Below are 20109 nucleotides of genomic sequence, written 5' to 3'. Positions count from 1 at the left end.
GGGCTCCTGTTGATAAAATAAGTAGTGAAATGTAAAGAGTGAATATTTTTTTTAAGTTCATTTTCTGTCGGCTCCAATTGCCTCTGTTATATTCTTAAAACCATCTTTTTCTAAAAGTTTTAAAAGTGTTCGGTTGATATTACCGGCAATTTCCGGACCTTTAAAGATGAGTCCAGTTAAAACTTGTACCAAGTTAGCTCCTGCACGGATACGTCTATAGGCTTCATAACCACTATCTATGCCGCCAACTGAGATAAGAACAGTTTTTCCATAAAGTTCATCAGCTATGGCATCAAATATTTCAAAACTTTTGTCTCTAATAACACGACCGCTGATACCACCAACATCTTTAGGCTCTTTAACAAGCGAATAGTCTATACTTGTATTTGTTGCTATAATACCATCTGCTCCAGCTTCAACTGCTTTACTACATAGTGCCACTGCTTGTTCTTTGCTCATATCAGGGGCAATTTTTAGTAAAATTGGCTTATTTGTAAGAGATTTTGCCATATCAAAAAGTGCATCTATAAAAGTTTCATTTTGTAGATTGCGAAGTCCAGGGGTGTTTGGTGATGATATATTGATTACAAGATAATCACAAAGCTCTCTAAATGCTTTAATTCCGTGCTCATAATCTTTTAAAGCTTCATTTTCAGGAGTTACTTTGTTTTTTCCAATATTAACTCCAATTGGTGTTACATAAGGGTAGCGTTTTTTAAGCTTCTTTTGCATATAGAAGCTTCCTTTGTTGTTAAAGCCCATAGCATTTTGCAGGCTCTCTTCTTTAACATGCCGCCAAAGTCTTGGTTTTGGATTTCCAGGTTGTGGCTTTGGCGTAACTGTTCCAACTTCTGTGTACCCAAATCCCAATGCCGTCATTGAGCGGATCATTTCAGCATCTTTGTCAAATCCTGCTGCCAAACCAACAGGATTTAGAAATTTACATCCAAATATCTCTTGATGCAGTCGCTCATCATCTACAAAATTCCTCTTAATGAATGGATTAAAAAGTTGAGGAATTAATTCCCCAATTTGAAGAGTATTAGCTACTAAGTGATGAGCATCTTCAGGATCAAGTTTAAAAAATAGCGGTTTAACTTTTTCATAATTTATCATAATATTTTCTCTTTATTTAATTTTTGCTGATTATACTTGATGTAAAATAAAAATCCCTTAAATTTGACTTTATTTATAATATGTGCAGCAAAAATAGTTAGTTAAATGAGTCCGAAAAACTTAAGTGCTTCCTCTTCCTCATCTTCAAGATTATTTAACTCAATCTTTTTATCTTCTATACGCTTTTTCAAAGTATCTTTTATAAATTCAAACGCTTTTTTTCTAGCTTCTTCAATATTGTCAACATAAGCACATCCATTAAAGTGGTAAGGTTTCTCACTTTCAACACATATTAATATTCCTTCAAGATTTTCTTCTAAAAACTCAGCAACTTCTCTGTAATTAATACTAAATTCACAGCTATACCAGATTAGATCATCAAGCTCTTTATCTGAAAACTCTGTTATTCCATCACTTGTACCATCGTGATATAGGTAGAAAGGTTCATTTGCTTTTAAAACTTCTTGCCAAGCTCGTCCAGCATATATAGAAATTTTATTGCCATTATCTTTTACTTCATAATCGTCACCAAGTATTTTGGCCAGTGGTGTAGGTTTGATCAGTGTTGATCCAACAAGTGATTTTGGTTTACCTACAAAGATATATGGTTGAGCAGGAAGGGTGTTTTGTTCACCTTCGATGATCTCTCCTTCCAATGTGATAGCAATCGGTTTTTGCGCATTTATTGCATTTAAAAATATACTTTTTTCTACCTCAACCTGATAATTTAATAGATTATATACTCTCATAATAGAACTACTCCGTTTTTTATGTGCCATAATAGCAATCTAAATAGTCCAGATAAATAATATTTTGCTATTAATTTTTTATTTTTAACCTATGAACTTACCGCTTCTTAATCTTTGTGCTTCCATCAGCTCTATCTCTCTTGCTCCAGATACTACAATATTGCTGTCAGGTACAAAGTCAAGCATCTCATCTCTATCTTCATAATGTATAGAATTAAGAATTACACGCATTGCATTTAGTCTTGCAAGGTGTTTATTGTCTGAGCGGATTATTGTCCAAGGTGCAATGGTTGTATGTGTATGCTTTAGCATCTCATATTTCATTTTTGTAAAGTCATCCCACTTCTCTTGTGCCTGAAGGTCAACTTCACTAAGTTTCCATTGTCTGAGAGGATCTGTTTTTCTACGCTCAAAGCGTCGGCGCTGCTCCTCTTTTGTAACACTGAAATATAGTTTAATAAGAATAATACCGTTTCTTACCAATGTTTTTTCAAAGCTTGGAGTATCTTCTATAAATATTTGATATTCTTCTGGTGTACAAAATCCAAAAACTGGCTCAACCATTGCACGGTTGTACCAACTTCTGTCAAAAAGTACTATCTCACCACCTCGTGGAAAGTGTTCAACATAACGCTGAAAATACCACTGCGTTCTCTGCTCTTCTGTCGGTTTTCCCAGTGCAACTACACGGTAGTGCTTCTCATTCATATATCTTGTTACACGGCGAATAGTTCCACCTTTACCAGCAGCATCACGTCCTTCAAAGAGAATAATCATCTTTAGTTTATTGGCTTCAAGATGTCTTTGAAGTTTTATAAGTTCAGCTTGATATGGTTTAAGCTCTTCAGCTTCAAGATATTTTCTAATAGCTTTTTTCTTTTTTAAAAGGACTGGTAATGGATCTGAATTGCTACAAACCTCAATATCATTAATACTTAACTCATTAAAGCTGTTCTCTTCTTTTGCCAAAGCTACAACCTTTCACTTTTTTTTATTGTATCATTTTAGAGCGTAATGATATGTAAAATATGTTACAAAACTTACATAAATAGTATGAGGAGAGAATAGTGGATATACAATTATGTTTAAATGAGTATATAAAAGAGCTTGAATCTGAGGTAATGAAAATTTTAAGTGATCCTAAAACTGATAAAAGAACAAAAAATCTGGCAATGAAACCTCTGACAAGTAAAAAACAGATTATAAAAAATACAATTGAAGCTTTAGAATTAGTTGATAAAGTACATGAAGAAGAGATGGAAAAGGTTAAAGGCGAATACTAGTTAGTTTTAATGTAATTCAACTGTAATACGTGTTTGATACCATTATGGTATGGAAGAGTTAGAACAAAATTGGATCAATTATTTAAAAAAATTAGATATAGCTTTTCAGCCAATAGTATGCGTACATAGTGGAAACATATATGGTGTAGAAGCACTTTTACGTGGTGTAGATAAGATAGGTTTTAATACTATTGCAGATTTTTTTGATAGTGCATATCAGGAAAATATCTTATATACACTTGATTTGGCTTTACGTGAAAAGGTTATTAGAAAATTTACCTCTTTAAAAGACTATGATAAAATAAAATTATTTATAAATATCGATAACCGTCTTTTTGAAATGCCTGACTTTTCAGGAGGAAATACGCAAAAACTTCTTGAAAAGTTTAATCTTGATAAAGAGATGCTCTGCTTTGAAATCTCTGAACAGCATGCAATATCAAATATTTCTATATTTGAAAAGGTGTTGACTCATTATAAAAATGAGTCTTATAGCATTGCTGTGGATGATTTTGGAGTAGGGGTTTCTGGGTTTCAAATGCTTTATCGGTCAACTCCTAAGTTTATAAAGATAGACAGATTTTTTATTGACTCAATTCATAAAGATTTTAAGAAGAAAATACTTGTTCAAAGTATTGTTCAGTTATCCATTCAACTGGGTATAACAGTAATTGCAGAGGGTATAGAGACAGAAAAAGAGGTTTTAGTTTGTAAAGAGTTGGGATGTCATTTAGCCCAAGGCTATTTTGTACAAAGGCCTCAACTCGATACTAATAAAATATTAAAAAGTTATGAGCATATTATAAAAGTAAGTCATCCTCGTTTTAATACAAATAGAGAGCAAATTAAGAATTATCTTGAAAAAATAGAGCCTATAGTGGTTACAGATAGAATGAATGCAGTGCTGGAAAGATTTAAAAAAAGTCGTGATCCAGCTATTCCTGTTATTAATAAAGAGGGAAAACCATTAGGTATTTTAGATGAAGAGAAGCTAAAATCTTTTGTTTCATCACCATATGGCAGATCGTTACTTATTAACGAAACTGAAAAAATGCCTAAAGTCAAAAAATATATCATACCGTATGCAGTTGTTGATATAAATAGTAATATGAACCAAATAGTAGAGAGTTTTTCTAATTATAAAGAGGCTAAAGGAATAATCATTACCAAAGCGATGAAGTACTATGGTTTTCTTAGTGCTTCCAATATAATTTCTATTATTAATGAGCGAAATTTGGTTAGTGCACGTGACCAAAATCCATTGACTAGAATGCCTGGAAATCATCAGATAGACAGATATATCAATGATACTCTCGCTGAAAACAGACAAGCAGTTATGAGTTATTTTGATCTTAACAATTTTAAAGCATATAATGATACATATGGATTTAGGCAGGGTGATCGTGTTATTCAGCTCTTTTCAGATATTTTAAATAAAAATTTGCCTAAAAGTTTTTTTAAAGGGCATATTGGTGGAGATGATTTCTTCGCAGGAGTTTTGGTCAATGATGAAAATTTTGAAGAAATAGTAGAAAAAATCACTTTTGTGGTAAATAAGTTCAAACAAGATGTTCTTCAAATGTATGACAAAAAAGATCGTGAAGCTGGTTATATTATTGCAAAAGATAGAGAAGGAAATGTGAAAAAGTTTGATCTTTTAAGTGTAAGTGCAGTTGTGATATGCATATATAAAAACAGTCAAAATAGATCTTTAGATTTTATACATAAATGTTTTGCATCTCAAAAGAAAGCTGCAAAAGCAGATATTAATAATATCAATGTAAGCTCTATTCTATAAAATTTGCTTGAAAATACAATCCTTTATAATTTAATTTAACTTCAAAATACAAAACTCAAATAGTGCTTGAAATTGAGCTTTAATGACTGCTTTAGCCTGTAATATAAGATGGTTTGTTTTAAATTTGTTATAGTATAATCTCCTCCATAATGGCTTGATGAAATCTACTTTTTACTGAAAAACGAGGAGTTTAAAATGCATATAGAACCGGGCGTTGTAAATGGTGCAAAGATGGCACTTGGCTATGCTACTGCCGGAGTTACACTTAGTTTTGGTGCTAAAGTTGTTTGGGAACATATTAAAGAGAGTGGTATAGCCTCTTTTATAGTTAAAAGTATATTGGCAACTATAGTAATATTTAGCTGTTTTGAGATTCTTCCACACTATCCGGTAGGTGTAAGTGAAGTGCATTTGATTTTAGGCACTACTATATTTTTAATTTTTGGTATAGCTCCAGCTATGGTTGGCTTAGCTCTAGGGTTACTTATTCAAGGGATCTTTTTTGCTCCATTTGATCTGCCACAGTATGGCATAAATGTAACTACACTTTTAGCCAGTATGATGTTACTTCATTTTGCTAGTAAAAAAATTATTCCTGCTAAATTAGCTTATAAAGATATCAGTTATACTCAGCTTCTTAAAATGTCAATAATCTGGGAAGGTTCAATTGTATCTTGGGTTGCTTTTTGGGCATTTTACGGTCAAGGATTTGGAGCAGAAAATATAAATAATGTCTTAGCTTTTGGTAGCTCATATATGCTTGTAGTGATGATAGAGCCTTTAATTGATTTGGCACTTTTATCTTTGGTAAAAGCCTTTTATAAAGACCTAGATTGCAATATTCTCTTTGATAAGAGATTAAATAACTGCAGAGTTTAAAGCGTGAAGAGATATAGGCACTATAAAAGAGACAAAGCTATAATTCTATCTTGCTTTGGCTCTGTCATTGAACAGCAGTTGTATTTAGACTTAAAAGAGCAAATCTCAAAAGAGTTTGAAGGGGTAGATGTATATTTATCATTTAGCTCTAGAATGGTGCTAAAGGATTTGCACAAAAGAGGCATGGAATATAAAAATCTACCTCAAGTATTGGCAGATGTAGATTGGCTGGGTTATAAAAATATTATAGTAGCATCTATAAATCTTTTCCCAACAGATGAACACGAATTGCTAATTCGTACAGTCAAGGGGTTTAACAACTTCTCTATGGCAAATATTCGCTACACAAAAGCGATAATTAACAAAACTAAAGAGACATCACTCTTTTTAAAAGAGTTAAATAGCCGTATATCAAGAGATGGAATAGCAAACTTGTACATTATTCACGGTGTACCTCTTCTTGATTTGGCTGGATTGTCATCAGTAGAGTATAGTGAAAACTTTTTAAAGTTACTTAGTGACAGTAACTATACTTGCTCACTAGAGGGAGCTTTCCCTTGGTATGCGACAAAAGAGAGTTTGATTGAGAAGATGCAAAGAGATGGTGTAAAAAGCGTTCAAGTAGTACCTATGCTGCTTGTTAGCGGTAATCACTATATTAAAGATATGGTAGAGATAAAAGATGAACTAAGTCAATATTTTGACGCTTCTTTAGTACCATCAATTACAGAGTCAGATAGATTTAATCTGCTTGAGATAGAGGCTGTTAGAAAAATTATTATCCAAAATATCAAAGAAGAGATAATCAAACTTGGATAAGAAACTGTTTATGGTCTCATTGGGACCTGGTGATATAGATTTAGTGACTATTAAAGCATTAAAAGCTTTAAAAAGTTGTGATGCTATTTGTGTGCCTACAAAGAGTGAAGATAGAAGTTTTAAAAAATCTTTGACACATAAAATAGTATCTGCTTTGATGAATGAGCATAACTTCAATAAGCCTCTAATCCCAATCTATACACCAATGCAATATAACAAGGAAGATTGGCAGTATCAAGTAGATTGTATCTATGATGGATTTAAAACATATGATACTTTAAGTTTTGTAACTTTAGGAGATAGTGCTATATATAGTACTATTTACTATCTTCTAGATATTATTAAAGTGCAAAATCCATCTTTGTACGCAGTTACAGAGGTGATTGCCGGAGTTACATCATTCTCGCAAGCATCAGCCAAAGTCAAAAAGCCTCTATGTGTTGGGGAGAGTGCATTAGAGATTATTCCTCTTCCAAAGAGAGATTTGCCAAAGACAAAAGTATATATGAGACCAAAGATTGGAATGGATACTGAAAGTATCAAAGAGGAGGGGGAGATGTATACATTTGAAAATCTAAACTTTAAAGATGAATCTATAGTCCCGCAAAAAAAAGAGGTCGTATCAAAGTATATGACTCTATTTATAGACTTTTTCAAATAGGAAAGATTGTGAAGTTTGTCAAAGAAGAACCACCAGTTGCTATTGGAGCAAACATATCTGTAAAGTCGTTTGAAATTATAGAGCAGGAGTTAAAGGCTTATCCAAAAGCAAAAGAGTTTGACAGTAACGAGATAGAGGTTATTAGTAGATTGATCCATACATCTACCTGTTTTGAGCAGGTTTTGGAGAATATCTACTTTACTCCAAATGCGATAGATGGAATTCAAAAGCTCCTTTTAGATGAGGCAAAAATTGTTGTAGATGTCAATATGATAAAAGTAGGGCTTAGTGAGTTTTATCTAAAAAAGTATAACAATGAGGTGATTTGCTACATTAATGAGCCTTTTACCTTTGAATCAGCCAAAAAAAATGGTACTACAAGAAGCTATATGGCTGTAGTAGAAGCTGTAAAGAGGCATAAAGATTCACCTTTGGTTTTTGTATGCGGAAATGCTCCAACTTTCATATATGGAGCTATAAATACTCTGCTAGATGAAGGTGTAGATTTATCAAAGGTTGGCTTTATTCTATTTCCTGTTGGTTTTGTAAATGTAGTTGAGTCTAAAGATTATGGCAAAAGATTTTGTGAACATTTCAATGTGCCTGCTATCTTAATGCAGGGTAGATTTGGCAGCTCCACTATGGGAGTAGCTACGCTTCACGCTATCTATAAATTGATAAAAGATTATGACGGCAAAGAGAGATACAATGGCAAATAAAATCAATTTAATGGGTTCAGAAGTAGAAGAGGGTTTTAAGTGTAAGCCTAAAAAACTAGATCCAAATAAGCCAATAATGCACTTTAAAAGCCATATTTTTGTATGTGATGATGCTAGATGCAAAAAAGCTCATAAAGATCAGGATGTCGCTAATATGTTGAGAGATATCCTAAAAGAGATAGATTTGCATAAAGGCAAAAATAGAATTAAAATCTCAAGAAGTGGCTGTTTTGGTGCTTGTAGATTTAGAGGAGTAGCAAATATCTATGAGAATACAAAAAATGGTGGTTGCTTGCAAAACAATAATATCTGGCTAAAGCATACTCATCTATATTCCAAAGAGGATTGGATAGAGCTTTTCGAAGCTTTAAGAGACAATAGAGAGTTAGATAGTACAAAATTTGAGCAAATCGAGATGGCATATTATTAATAGATGTCTGAGTTAAAGAAGGGTTATACTACAGGGGTACACGCTCTTTTAGCTTTTAGATCAGCTTTAGGTGTCTTTTTGGCTACCAAAGAGACTGCAGTAGCCAAAAATCAAAAGATAGATAATGATGATTTGGATGTAACCAAAGGGGCTACTATTGTAGTTGTCATCTCAAATCAAAAAAATGAGCTAAAACTCAATCCGACTCCTCATAAGCCATATAGATATAAAAATCTCCAAATCTTTGCAGGAGAGGGAGTAGGGGTAGTTACTAAAGATGGACTAAAACCTCCAAAAGGGTATCCAGCCATCAATCCTACTCCTTTGGAGGCTATATTTAAATATTATGAACCTTTTGCGTCATCTGATAGAGTTTATTGCAGTATAGGTATTGAAGATGGTGAAAAGATAGCTAAAGATACAGCTAACAAAAAGGTTGGAGTGGTTGGAGGCTTGTCTATACTTGGCACTACCGGATGGGTTAAGCCAGTTTCAGCTGAAGCCTATCTTGATAGTATAGAAGCAGAGTTAAGTGTAATCAAACAAACCTATAAAAAAGTAGTCTTTACTCTTGGCAACAGCTCTAAAAGAGAAGCTTTGAAAGTTTACTCAGAAGAGGAGATAGTAGAGATTGGCAACTTTATCTATGATGGGATAAAGATCGCAATCAACTTAGGGTTAGATGTCACTCTTTATATAGGTATAGCAAAAGCAGTAAAAGTTGCTCAAGGGTTTAAAAATACCCATAATCGCTTTGGAAGTATAGATTTTAAAGAGCTTCAAGAGTGGGCAAGAGAAAAGTGGAATGTTGATTTAAGTGGAGTTATTACAGTAAAAGCTCTTTGTGAGATGGTAGATGAGGTTCAGTTTAAAAAAATGGTGCTTTCAAAGAGCAAAAAGAGGCTCAAAGAGTGGTTTGATAAAGATATAGATATTAGGATTGTCTAATGGTAACGATAGTTGGTAATGGAATGGGTGATTATACCTTTGATAATATTTCAGTAAAGCTAGAAGATTTTGATGTAGTAGTGTGCGATAAAAACTTCAAAGAAGAGGGAAAAAATATACTAAAACTCTCATATAAAGAGACAAAAGAGTATATATTATCTAACTATAAGAGCCAAAATATTTTGTATGTTGTTACAGGTTCACCTCTATTCTTTTCAGCAGGAACTGTTTTAGCTAGGTTAATACCTAAAAAATATCTAACGATTATAGATAATACTTCATCAAAATCCTATCTATTGTCAAAATTGGCTATTAGTGAAACAGATGTATCATCTATATCTCTTCACGGAAGACAAAATTTAGATTTGAGAGCCTTTTTAAAACAAAAATATACTCTAATTTTATGTGATGAGAAAAGCTTAGATAGATTAAAAGAGGCTACAAAGTATCTGTGTAAAGATGATATAAGCTGGATAATTGGCTATAAGATGGGGTATAGCGATGAGTATATAGGTGAGTTTGACCCAGACAACCACAATTTCAATCTAAAAGCTCCATTTACTATCTTGCTCAAGCGTAATTTTGACAACACTTTAAAGATATTAGAAGATAGTGAGTTTGATACAGAACGAGGGATGATCACAAAAAGGTATAAAAGGGAGTTGTCTCTTCAGCACTTAGATCTGCTTCCAAATTTGACTCTTTGGGATGTAGGAGCTGGAAGTGGAAGTTGTGGGATTGAAGCCTTTTGCAGATATAGCACAAAAGTAATATTTTTTGAGAAAAATCCAAAAAGGGTTGACTTTATCAAAACAAATCTAAAAAGGCATAGAGTATGCGATACACATCTTTTTGAAGGTGATGCTGTAGAACACTTTGACACAATTGTAGAAGATCCAGATAGAATCTTTGTAGGGGGTGGTGGCAAGAAGCTCTTTGAAAAGTTACCATATCTTTATGATAGATTAAATAGAGATGGAGTTATGTTAATAGTTGCTGTAACACTAAGTAACTTGACTGCAATACTGGGTATCTTAGAAAAGTTTCATATAGATTATGAGGTAATCTCTCTATCACTTACCACTTACAAAGGTAAATTAAAGATGGCAGAACCCCAAAGAGAGCTTTTTCAAATAAGGATAACAAAGTAGAAATATTTTAGTAAAATATAGTTTGAAAACTAAAGATAGTAAGGATTGTGTTATGTGTGCGATTGAGTATTATACTTATGATGATTATGTTCATTGGGAAGGGAAATGGGAACTAATTGATGGTATAGCTTATGCAATGGCTCCAAGTCCAATGATTACTCATCAAGCATTAGCTATGCAAGTAGCTTTCGAACTTGAAAGATCAATAGAAAATTGTGATAAATGTTTGGTAGTTGCGGAAGAAGATTGGAAAATCAGTGACGATACTGTTTTAAAACCGGATGTATCTTTGATATGTGATGAACCAAATGAAGCATATATAACAAAAACTCCAGAGATTGTTGTAGAAATAATAAGTAAAAGCAGTAGCAAAAGAGATGAGAAGTATAAATTTAAAATTTATGAAAGCGAAAAGGTGCCTTACTACATTTTAGTCTATCCAGATGATTTAAAAGCAAAAATATATAAGCTTAAAGATGGTAAATTTGATAAAGAGGGAGATTTTTTTGATCAAGTTTATAAGTTTGAAGGTTTAAGTTGTAGTGTTGACATAAATTTTAGTAAAGTTTTTAAAAAGTTTAAGAAAAAGTAAATAATATAAAGATAGATTATTCTCTTTAAACTGCTAAACAAATTAGAATCTGAAACTTCATAATAGAAATATTTTTATTAATCTACTAAATAAAAATGGGGGAGCTATAGTCAATGATATATTTTATTGGTGCGGGTCCGGGAGATCCTGAGCTTATTACTCTAAAAGCTTTTAATATATTAAAAGCAGCTGATGTAGTGTTATATACAGGTTCACTTGTTCCAAAAGAGTTACTAAAATGGTGTAAAGATACAGCTCTCATTAAAAACTCTCATAAAATGAGTTATGATGAAATTTTCGAGTTTTTGAAAATGCATAAAGATAAAACATTAGTAAGACTTCATACAGGAGATCCTACTATATACTCTACTATAGCAAAGCAGATAGAGTTTTTAAATGCTGAAGGTATTACTTATGAGGTAATTCCTGGAGTGAGTGCAGCTTTTGGGGCTAGTGCTAGTTTGGGGATTGAGTATACAATTCCTGGAGTATCTCAGACTCTAATCATATCAAGAGTAGCAGGACGAACTCCAAATCCAGAGGATTTAGAGAATATCTTAAGATGTAAAAATTCATCTTTAGTCTTCTATCTTTCTATTAATTTAATAGATAAATTGGTAAAAAAAGCTCTCTCTTTAGGATATAGCAAAGATACCCCTTGTTGGGTGGTAGAGAAAGCTACGTGGGAAGATGAAGCTATCTACAAAGGAACTCTTGATTCAATATCGCCTATGGTAGAGCATATTAAAGGTGTAGCTTTGATTTTACTTGGTGACTTTTTAAATCAAAAAGAGAGTGTTAGCTCACATCTGTATAGCAAAGAGTATAAAGGCAAAATATGTTAAATGAAAGTGAACTGTTTCACTTTCATAGCATTTTGTGAGTTTTTGGTATGCATATTTGCATCCAAAAACACTGTTTACCTAATTTAAGGAGTTTTTTTGAAAGTAGCAATAGTTTCAATAAATCAACCAAGCTTTAATGCTAGTTTGAAGCTTAGCTCATTTATGAGTGATTTTGATGTGGATATATATGCCAAAGAAGGGTTTAGCTCCAGTGAACATAGAGTAATAAACTATCAAAAGCTTGATGATATTATGGGCTTAGCTTGGCAAAAGTATGATGCAATCATAGCAATATTGGCTATAGGAGCAGTAGTAAGAAAGATTGCCCCTTTTTTAAAAGATAAATCCAGCGATCCAGCTGTTTTGGTAATAGACTTGGCTCTTAGCAAGATTGTACCATTGCTTAGTGGACATTTAGGTGGAGCAAATGAGTTAGCAAACTTACTTGCAAGCAGGCTTAATGCATCTGTGTTTATATCTACAGCTACAGATCAGACCAATACTTTAGCTTTTGATATGGTAGCCAAAAAAAGAGGCTGGAGGATAGAGAATATAAAATGCTTGGCAAAAATCTCAAATAATCTTCTTAATAAAAAAGCGGTAAAAGTAGCAACATATGAATCAATCTTTGACTCTCTGCCAAAAAAAGATAATTTAGAGTTAATAGACTTTGATAGTGTAGATGATAACAGTGTGGTTATATCTCCTTTTGGAAACTTTGAAAACTTGACTTTGAGACCAAAGATTTATATTGGTATAGGGTGTAATCAAGGTACTACCAAAGAGGAGATAGAAGAGGCTTTCGCAGAGTTTATTGAAAACTATAAGATTTCAAAAGATGACATTGCCCTTTTTGCATCATTTGAAGCAAAGTCCTCTGAATTGGGACTGTTGGAGTTTGTAAAGTCTCTTGGCAAAGAGATAAAATTTTTTAAAAAGGAAGATATAAACTCTCTTGAGATGGAGTTTAGCTCATCAGCATCCAAAAAATTTTTTGGTATTAAAGGGGTAGCAGAACCAAGTGCTATTTTGGCTTCACACTATAAAGAGTTAGTTATTAAAAAAGTTGCTTTACACAAAAAAATAACATTAGCAGGAGCAATATAGTGGCAAAGAGGTTGTATATTTTAAGTAGTGGTGCTGGTGGAGTAGACTTTATGACTCTTGAAGCTAGAAAAGCAATTGAAGAGTGTGAAGTGGTTGTTTCATATGTTAAATATGCCAAAGAGTTAAAAGAGTTGTTAATTGGCAAAGAGATATACACATCTGGAATGACAAAAGAGATAGATAGATGCAAAGAGGCTATAGAGTCAGCAAGGAGTGGTAAAACAACTGCTATTATCTCAAATGGTGATGTAAATGTTTATGGAATGGCCACATTGGTAGTAGAGCTTGTTGATGAGATGGATCTGTGGGATGAGATAGAGGTTATTACTATTGCTGGAGTTACTTCATTTTTAGCTGTAGCTTCAAGGGTTGGAGCTCCTGTTAGCCAAGATTTTGCAATCATTTCACTATCGGACAGACTTACAGATAAAGAGTTAATCAAAAAAAGAGTTAGGTTAGCGTTAGAGGGTGATTTTGTAATTGGAATATATAATCCAAAATCAAAAACAAGAGTAGAGCCATATAGAGATTTTCTAAAAGAGTTATCAAAAGTTGACGATAGGCCGGTAGTAATTGCTTCAAATGTAGGAAGAGCCAAAGAGAGAGTTACTATCACAAATAGTCAAGATTTAATTGATAAAGATATAGAGCATCCAGATATTACAATGTCAACTTTAATACTAGTTGGCAATTCAAATACAAAGCTCACTAAAAATGGACTATTACTCACTCCTAGAGGCTATCTAAACAAGTATGATTTAAGTGGAGAGTTAAAAAAGGACTAAGTTGAAAAGAGTCGTTTCTTTGGGTTTATATGTTTAAAATACTTTACAAAATATATATATTTGACTATAATGTTAAGTAAAATGAACATAAAGTGGAAAAATGATCAAAATATTCCATTCAGATATAGAGATTGCAGATTTTATATACGATAAAAAAAGATACTTTTTAAATTATAAAAATCTTGAATTGGAAAACTCTATATCTCTTTCTCTTCCAAATACACAGAAAATTTATAGTTGGGAGTATAGATTTCCACCATATTTTGAGACATTTTTACCAGAGGGTTATCTTTTTGAAATATTTAAAAATCTTTTGACAAAAGAGTATGGGTATATTGATGATTATCTTCTATTTTCTCTTTTATCTCCAAATATAGATGGACGAATAACTTTTGAAAGTGAAAATAAAAAACTAAATTTTGATTTTTTAGATATTGATGAAATTTTAAATAATGATACGCAAGATACTTTTAACTATCTACTAAATCAATTTTTAGATAAAAATGCTATCTCAGGAGTTCAACCTAAAACTATTGCTTTAATAAGAGATAAAGAGAGACTAGATTTAAAAGAGTATATTGTCAAAACTTGGGGAGATGAGTTCGAAAATTTGGCTGAAAATGAGTATTTTTGTCTAAAAGCTGTTCAAAAAGCGGGTGTGCCTATTCCAAATATATATCTTTCTAAAAACAGAAGATTTTTGATAGTTGAAAAATTTATTTATGATGGAGATTTAGTTTATGGGTTTGAAGAGGTTTTATCTTTGATGGATAAAAATAGAAACAGTAAATATCAAGGAAGCTATGAACAGGTTGCAAAAGTCATTAACTCTTTTGTAACAAACAGTACAAAATCGATGGAATATTTTTTTAAAACTGTGGTGATGAACTATTTATTAAAAAATGGAGATGCACATCTTAAAAATTTTGGACTTTTGTTTAATGATGACTTTAGTGAGATTAGATTTGCACCTGCTTATGATATTGTTACAACTACTGCTTATATTTTTAAAGATAAACCAGCTTTGACACTAAATGGTAAAAAGATATGGCACACTAAAAATGAACTTATCAATTTTGGCGTAAAGCATTGCAATTTATCTAAAACAAAAGCTACACTTTTCTATGAAGAGTGTAAAAAAGCTCTTGAAAGTTCAATAGATGAGCTTGAAATTTACATTAAAGAGAATCCTCATTTTAACAAGATAGGTAAGAGAATGATAGATAGTTGGAAGTTGTCATTATTAGAAATTCCGATTAAGGAGATAGATGATGATGTTATCAGAAATTGGAGAAGTTATTAGAATAAAGCGAAAAGAGAAAGGGCTAAAACAAGAGGAGCTAGCCAAGATGGCAGGACTTAGCCGAACAACACTTTCAAAGCTTGAAAATGGGTATTTTGGAAATATTAGCGTTGCAACCCTAGATAATATACTTTCTATTTTAGGGTATGCAATAGAGCTTAAACCAAGAAATCCATTTTGTAAGATTTAACTAAGACAAAATATGAAAAGAGTTGCTATATCAGCTTGTGGGTCAAATAGAGGTAAAACAATACTCACTACAGCTTTGCTTTACCACTTTAGAGGTAACGTTAGACCATTTAAAGTTGGTCCTGATTTTATAGATCCTCAATTTCACAAAAGAGTAGCTCTCAAAGAGTCAATCAACCTTGATTCCTTTATGATGAGTAAAGAGCAAGTAGAGTGGATTTACTATCATTATGCCACAGAGGAGTGGGCTGTAATTGAAGGGGTTATGGGCTTTTATGATGGAGATGATAGAGGCTGTAGTACCTACTCCATAGCAAGAGACTTAGATACTCCGGTAGTGATGCTTTTAGATGGAAGTGGGAGTTACATTACAATTGTAGCACTATTAAAGGGGTTACTTGAGTATAGAAAAGATAATACAATCAAAGCTGTTGTAATAAATAGAGTCTCATCAAAGAGTCACTATGAGCTTATTAAAAACTTAATCTCTAAAGAGTTCCATCAAATAGAGGTTTTAGGATGGATAAGAAAAGATTTGGAAAGCTTAAGAGACACCCACTTGGGATTGGATTTAAGAGATTTATCAAAGATTGAAGCTATCTCTAAAGAGGTTTTGGAGCATATAGATATATACAGGCTTTCTAAAATTGCTGAAACTCATAAAAAAAGAGTCAAAAACTCTTATCCATTTCCAAAATTTAAAAGATTAGATAAAAAGATTACCATTGTAAATGATGAGAACTTCTCATTTTTGTACTATGATAATTTGCAGTTTTTAAAAGAGATGTTTAAAGAGGTAGTAGTAATTGACAGTACCAAAGATGAAGCAGTTCCAAATGATACAGACTTTCTCTATATTCCTGGTGGTTATGTAGAGAGTGTTGATGCCTATAATAGAATAAAACATTCAAACAGTTTCAAAAACTCAATTGTTGAACATAGTAAAACAAAGCCAATATATGCAGAGTGTGCAGGACTTTTATATCTATCTAAAAAGGTAGATGATAAGGTAATGAGTGGAGTTTTAGATATAGAGTTTGAGCTTGGGAATAGGTTTGCCAGACTTGGATACTACTATAACAGTGATGGAGTCAAGGGGCACGCATTCCACTACACAAAACCAACTGTTTCTACACTCAAGAAGGGGTTTGATACTCTATATAAAAGAGTAGGCTCTAAAGGAGAGGTGGGAAGTTGGGCTACTAATCAAAAAAAAGTCTTTGGGACATATTTGCATACTCTATTTAGAGTCAATCCTAAGATTATTGAGAGGTTTTTTGATGGGAGTTAAATATAAAATAGAAAAATCTCTCTTGCCAAAAAGGTATCAAAACTTCTCTTTAATCCCAACAAGTGATGGAGTGAGTCAAAGTGTATATCTTCTTGGTAAGCAGTTTGTTCTAAAAATATTTGATGATAGATCTAAAACTCAAATAGATAAAGAGATAAAACTACATCAGCAGATGATAAAGCACAATCTATTGGTGCCAAAAATTGTAGATAGCTTTGAAATAGACGGGGGAGAGGTTTTAGTTTATGAGCAGATACCAGGCAATAGTTTAAAAGAGACTACACCGGCTCAGGTAGAGGCTATTGGAGAGTTTTTAGCTAAATTGCACAGGATTGAGTTTGATTTTGAGTTAGATAGTGGCAAATATAGTAAAGATAGTTTAGAGTCTTTGGTAGATAAATATAATATTGCTCCAATTAAAGAGTGTCTTGATTTTATAGAGTGCAATCCTAAAGTTGATACTTTAATCCACGCAGACCTATTTAGAGATAATGTTAAATTTATTGGCAATAGATTGAGTGGTGTATATGACTTTAGCGATGCATCAATGGGTGATAGATATTTTGATTTAGGAGTTGTAGCTATATCTTGGTGTATAGATAATTTAAATTTAAATCAAGATAAATTAAAAGCTCTGTTTAATGGATATAGCGAAGAAATTTGCTTAAAAGAGTTTGTGGAGTATATGAAATTTGTCTCTTTATATTATGCTGCTACAAGATATATTGGAAATAGAGACTATAAAGAGCTTCTTGAGATATTTTATAATTTAAGTGCAAAATACGTTAAGAAAAAGTAAACTACAAAATATTTTTCAATTGCAGACTATTAAAAGGAGATTTAAAATTTATGATAAAGCAAATTACAAAAAATAGAGGGGATATAGATAGACTTAAAAGTAAAAAAGCTACATTTATGCTCTCTTTGTCAAATACACAAACAGCCGATATACCTGGGATTACTCAAGCTGGAATACCAGGAGTTATATATCTGACACCAACTCTTGATGGAGAATTTGTAGCAACAGGTCAAGTTTTTAGTCTTACAGAGATAGCAGAGACTCCAACAGGAGTACCTACACCGGCTTTGATCACTAGAGCTATTCATCTGCTAAATCCATTTGAAACAATAGAGTTTTTAAATTTAGGATTAAAAGTAGAGCCAAAAGTACCAAATACCATTCACCGCTTTGATATACCTCCTAGTGGAAGAATTGATGAGGGTGCAAATATAGATGCAAAAGAGGTTTTTGAAAAAGGGTTTAAGTTTGGAAAAGAGTATACACCAGATGGAGACTATGTAATATTGGCAGAGAGTGTTCCATCTGGAACTACTACAGCTACTACTACAGCTTTGGCTTTGGGTTATAATGCTGAAAAGTTTTTTAGCTCAAGTTTTAAAGAAGTACCTAACTCTGTACGCAAAACAACTATAGAAAAAACTCTATCAAATATTAAAGATAGTGATACTATATTTGATAGATTGGGTAAAGCTTCTGATAATATGCTTATTTTCAATGCTGGATTTATTCTTGGTTGCAGGGATAGATTTGATGTAGTTTTGGCAGGAGGTACACAGATGGCTGGTGTACTTTTAGTAGCTAACTCTTTAGCAAAAGAGCTTGGTATAGAGTTAGAGCTTAACAACTGTGCTTTATGTACTACCAAGTGGGTAGCTAATGATAAAAACAGTAATCTTAAAGCACTTTTGGAAATGTTGGATTTTAAAATAGATGGCTATTATGCAGATTTTGATTTTAGTCATTCTAATCATCCTGCTCTTAAACTCTATGATGAAGGTGAAGCAAAAGAGGGTGTAGGAGCTGGAGGAGCTTTGGTTTATGGACTACTAAATGGCTTATCAAAAGAGCCTATTACAAAAGAGATAGAGAACTTTTTGAGATAAGATTTAATGATCAAAGTCTTATACTTCGGTGGTCAAAAATCTGGAAAGAGTCAATTGGCTCAAGATAGGGCTTTGGCCATCTCTAATGAAAAAAAGCCATACTACATTGCTACTTATGATAATAGCTTTGGCGATTTGCAAATGCAACAAAGGATAGATAATCATCAAGATAGCAGGGGAGATAGTTTTATCACTATAGAGGAGAGTAGGCATCTAAATAGTGTTATTAGCAGTGGTCATACATACTTAATAGATTGTATGAGTATGTGGATATTAAACACTATTAGTTGGTCTCAAGATGAGGTTTTACAAGAGTTAGAAACACTTTCTAAGTGTGATGCAAATATTTTGTTTGTCTTAAATGAGGTAGGTTCTGGAGTGATACCTATAGACAAAGTCAGTAGAGAGTTTGTAGATAGAACAGGAATAGTAGGACAAAAGCTGACATCAATTTGTGATGAGGTATATGAAGTAAAATTTGGGTTGGGAGTTAGGCTTAAGTGACAGAGTTTGCCCACGGTGGAGATGTTGCTAACTTTGCCAAGAAAATTGGCTCTAATTTAGAAGATATAATAGATCTATCATCAAATATCAATTTTATTAAGCCAAAAATTGATGTTGACTTTAATAGTTTAAAGATAGATTCATATCCAAATTATGAAGAGCTTATCTCTGTAATTGCTAAAAGATATGATGTTAGCAGCTGTAATATAGAGCTTTTTAATGGTGCTAGTGTAGCAATAGATTCTCTTCTTAGAGAGCTTGCAACTTGCCGGGCTGAAAAAGTTTGCACTATCTACTCCCCTGCATACTTAGAGTACAAAAGAGTTGCGTTAAAGTACGGCTTTAAAATAGAGCATATTAATAGATTTGATGATTTAGACAAAGAGCCTTCAAATGGTAGCATAGTAATTTTTGTAAACCCTTCTACTCCAGATGGAAAATTTTATGATATCAAGCCTCTTTTAGATCTTTGGAAGAGCAAGAGTTGTAAAGTTATTGTAGATGAGTCATTTTTAGACTTTTGTAACTGCGGCTCTGCCACAAAATATATTGAGAGTTTTGAAAACCTGTATATAGTTAAATCTTTAACTAAATATTATGCTTGTGCCGGTGTTAGGGTAGGAGTAGTAGTATCAAACAAAGATGCAATACAAAAGCTAAGTTTAAAAGAGCCACTTTGGAAAATATCATCTTTTGACAGTGCTTACATCATATCTGCTCTTAAAGACAACTCTTTTGACAAACGCTCAAAATTGGCAAATGTTGCCTCAAAAGAGTATTTGACCAAGATACTAAAAAGTTCACCTATAGTCAAAAAGATATATCCATCACAAGCAAATTTTATATTATCTCAGCTAGAAATAGATGCTAGTAGGTTTCAATCTTTTTTTGAGCCTTATAAGATAATGGTTAGAGATTGCAGTAACTTTGATTTTTTAGATAGTTACCACATAAGAGTAGCTGTAAAAGAGATGAGAGATTTAAGGGTTTTAAAAAAGGCTTTGGATGGTATAGATTAAAAGTGTTAAAGATGCA

Annotated in this window: 23 protein-coding genes; 20 read left to right on the top strand and 3 right to left on the bottom strand. The window is 32.6% G+C overall.

Annotation, left to right across the window (positions count from 1 at the left end):
- Positions 1 to 57: 57 nt before the first annotated feature.
- The 3 genes from BM227_RS04000 to ppk2 all read right to left on the bottom strand — a co-directional run bounded on the left by BM227_RS04000 (position 58) and on the right by ppk2 (position 2798).
- A complete protein-coding gene (locus BM227_RS04000) occupies positions 58 to 1116 on the bottom strand; it encodes a quinone-dependent dihydroorotate dehydrogenase (protein ID WP_092911424.1) in 1059 nt (352 codons plus the stop codon).
- A 101-nt stretch (positions 1117 to 1217) separates the two neighbouring features.
- Positions 1218 to 1865, bottom strand: a complete 648-nt coding sequence (locus BM227_RS03995) for a hypothetical protein (RefSeq protein ID WP_092911422.1) — start codon at positions 1863 to 1865, stop codon at positions 1218 to 1220.
- An 84-nt stretch (positions 1866 to 1949) separates the two neighbouring features.
- Positions 1950 to 2798, bottom strand: a complete 849-nt coding sequence (gene ppk2, locus BM227_RS03990; RefSeq protein ID WP_218147909.1) for a polyphosphate kinase 2 — start codon at positions 2796 to 2798, stop codon at positions 1950 to 1952.
- Positions 2799 to 2932: 134 nt separating this feature from the next.
- Here ppk2 and BM227_RS03985 point away from each other — a divergent pair, with 134 nt between their 5' ends.
- The 20 genes from BM227_RS03985 (at position 2933) to BM227_RS03890 (ending at position 20093) form a co-directional block, all read left to right on the top strand.
- Positions 2933 to 3148, top strand: coding sequence for a hypothetical protein (locus BM227_RS03985; protein WP_245757020.1), 216 nt, complete (start codon positions 2933 to 2935; stop codon positions 3146 to 3148).
- Between the two features lie 49 nt (positions 3149 to 3197).
- The gene (locus tag BM227_RS03980; protein WP_092911416.1) at positions 3198 to 4946 is read left to right on the top strand and encodes a GGDEF domain-containing protein; all 1749 of its coding nucleotides are present in this window, start codon (positions 3198 to 3200) and stop codon (positions 4944 to 4946) included.
- 195 nt (positions 4947 to 5141) lie between these two features.
- Positions 5142 to 5825, top strand: a complete 684-nt coding sequence (locus BM227_RS03975) for an energy-coupling factor ABC transporter permease (RefSeq protein WP_092911414.1) — start codon at positions 5142 to 5144, stop codon at positions 5823 to 5825.
- Positions 5826 to 5828: 3 nt separating this feature from the next.
- On the top strand, positions 5829 to 6644 hold the full coding sequence (locus tag BM227_RS03970) for a sirohydrochlorin cobaltochelatase (protein ID WP_092911412.1): 816 nt from the start codon (positions 5829 to 5831) through the stop codon (positions 6642 to 6644).
- A complete protein-coding gene (locus BM227_RS03965) occupies positions 6637 to 7305 on the top strand; it encodes a precorrin-2 C(20)-methyltransferase (RefSeq protein WP_245757019.1) in 669 nt (222 codons plus the stop codon). Before BM227_RS03970 ends, BM227_RS03965 begins: the two co-directional genes overlap by 8 nt.
- A gap of 8 nt (positions 7306 to 7313) precedes the next feature.
- Entirely contained in the window at positions 7314 to 8024 is a 711-nt protein-coding gene (locus tag BM227_RS03960) for a precorrin-8X methylmutase (protein ID WP_092911410.1), read from the top strand.
- Positions 8014 to 8454, top strand: coding sequence for a (2Fe-2S) ferredoxin domain-containing protein (locus BM227_RS03955; protein WP_092911408.1), 441 nt, complete (start codon positions 8014 to 8016; stop codon positions 8452 to 8454). Before BM227_RS03960 ends, BM227_RS03955 begins: the two co-directional genes overlap by 11 nt.
- A gap of 3 nt (positions 8455 to 8457) precedes the next feature.
- A complete protein-coding gene (cbiD, locus tag BM227_RS03950; protein WP_092911406.1) occupies positions 8458 to 9402 on the top strand; it encodes a cobalt-precorrin-5B (C(1))-methyltransferase CbiD in 945 nt (314 codons plus the stop codon).
- Positions 9402 to 10553: a precorrin-6Y C5,15-methyltransferase (decarboxylating) subunit CbiT gene (gene cbiT, locus BM227_RS03945; RefSeq protein WP_092911404.1), complete on the top strand. Its 1152-nt coding sequence runs from the start codon at positions 9402 to 9404 to the stop codon at positions 10551 to 10553. Before cbiD ends, cbiT begins: the two co-directional genes overlap by 1 nt.
- 52 nt (positions 10554 to 10605) lie before the next feature.
- Positions 10606 to 11145 carry a Uma2 family endonuclease gene (locus BM227_RS03940; RefSeq protein WP_092911403.1) on the top strand — a complete coding sequence of 180 codons (540 nt, stop codon included), beginning with the start codon at positions 10606 to 10608 and terminating at the stop codon, positions 11143 to 11145.
- Positions 11146 to 11258: 113 nt separating this feature from the next.
- Complete coding sequence (locus BM227_RS03935) at positions 11259 to 11990, top strand: cobalt-precorrin-4/precorrin-4 C(11)-methyltransferase (RefSeq protein ID WP_092911401.1); 732 nt, start codon at positions 11259 to 11261, stop codon at positions 11988 to 11990.
- Between the two features lie 96 nt (positions 11991 to 12086).
- Positions 12087 to 13097, top strand: coding sequence for a cobalt-precorrin 5A hydrolase (locus tag BM227_RS03930; protein WP_245757018.1), 1011 nt, complete (start codon positions 12087 to 12089; stop codon positions 13095 to 13097).
- Complete coding sequence (locus BM227_RS03925; RefSeq protein ID WP_245757017.1) at positions 13097 to 13882, top strand: precorrin-3B C(17)-methyltransferase; 786 nt, start codon at positions 13097 to 13099, stop codon at positions 13880 to 13882. The genes BM227_RS03930 and BM227_RS03925 overlap by 1 nt, the downstream gene beginning before the upstream one ends.
- A 100-nt stretch (positions 13883 to 13982) precedes the next feature.
- Positions 13983 to 15185: a type II toxin-antitoxin system HipA family toxin gene (locus tag BM227_RS03920; protein ID WP_092911399.1), complete on the top strand. Its 1203-nt coding sequence runs from the start codon at positions 13983 to 13985 to the stop codon at positions 15183 to 15185.
- Positions 15151 to 15375, top strand: coding sequence for a helix-turn-helix domain-containing protein (locus BM227_RS03915; RefSeq protein WP_218147908.1), 225 nt, complete (start codon positions 15151 to 15153; stop codon positions 15373 to 15375). Before BM227_RS03920 ends, BM227_RS03915 begins: the two co-directional genes overlap by 35 nt.
- Positions 15376 to 15387: 12 nt before the next feature.
- Positions 15388 to 16665 (top strand): cobyrinic acid a,c-diamide synthase CobB, encoded by a 1278-nt coding sequence (locus tag BM227_RS03910; RefSeq protein ID WP_092911395.1) that lies wholly within the window; start codon positions 15388 to 15390, stop codon positions 16663 to 16665.
- Complete coding sequence (locus BM227_RS03905) at positions 16655 to 17464, top strand: phosphotransferase (protein ID WP_092911393.1); 810 nt, start codon at positions 16655 to 16657, stop codon at positions 17462 to 17464. The genes BM227_RS03910 and BM227_RS03905 overlap by 11 nt, the downstream gene beginning before the upstream one ends.
- Positions 17465 to 17514: 50 nt before the next feature.
- The gene (locus tag BM227_RS03900; RefSeq protein ID WP_092911391.1) at positions 17515 to 18570 is read left to right on the top strand and encodes a nicotinate-nucleotide--dimethylbenzimidazole phosphoribosyltransferase; all 1056 of its coding nucleotides are present in this window, start codon (positions 17515 to 17517) and stop codon (positions 18568 to 18570) included.
- Between the two features lie 6 nt (positions 18571 to 18576).
- A complete protein-coding gene (locus BM227_RS03895; RefSeq protein WP_245757016.1) occupies positions 18577 to 19074 on the top strand; it encodes a bifunctional adenosylcobinamide kinase/adenosylcobinamide-phosphate guanylyltransferase in 498 nt (165 codons plus the stop codon).
- Positions 19071 to 20093: an aminotransferase class I/II-fold pyridoxal phosphate-dependent enzyme gene (locus tag BM227_RS03890; protein ID WP_092911389.1), complete on the top strand. Its 1023-nt coding sequence runs from the start codon at positions 19071 to 19073 to the stop codon at positions 20091 to 20093. The genes BM227_RS03895 and BM227_RS03890 overlap by 4 nt, the downstream gene beginning before the upstream one ends.
- The last annotated feature ends 16 nt before the right edge of the window (positions 20094 to 20109 follow it).

The sequence above is a fragment of the Hydrogenimonas thermophila genome, from assembly GCF_900115615.1.
In the GTDB taxonomy this organism is placed as follows: domain Bacteria; phylum Campylobacterota; class Campylobacteria; order Campylobacterales; family Hydrogenimonadaceae; genus Hydrogenimonas; species Hydrogenimonas thermophila.
Note: the sequence above shows the minus strand (reverse complement) of the source record. Positions and strands in the feature narration are given on the sequence as shown.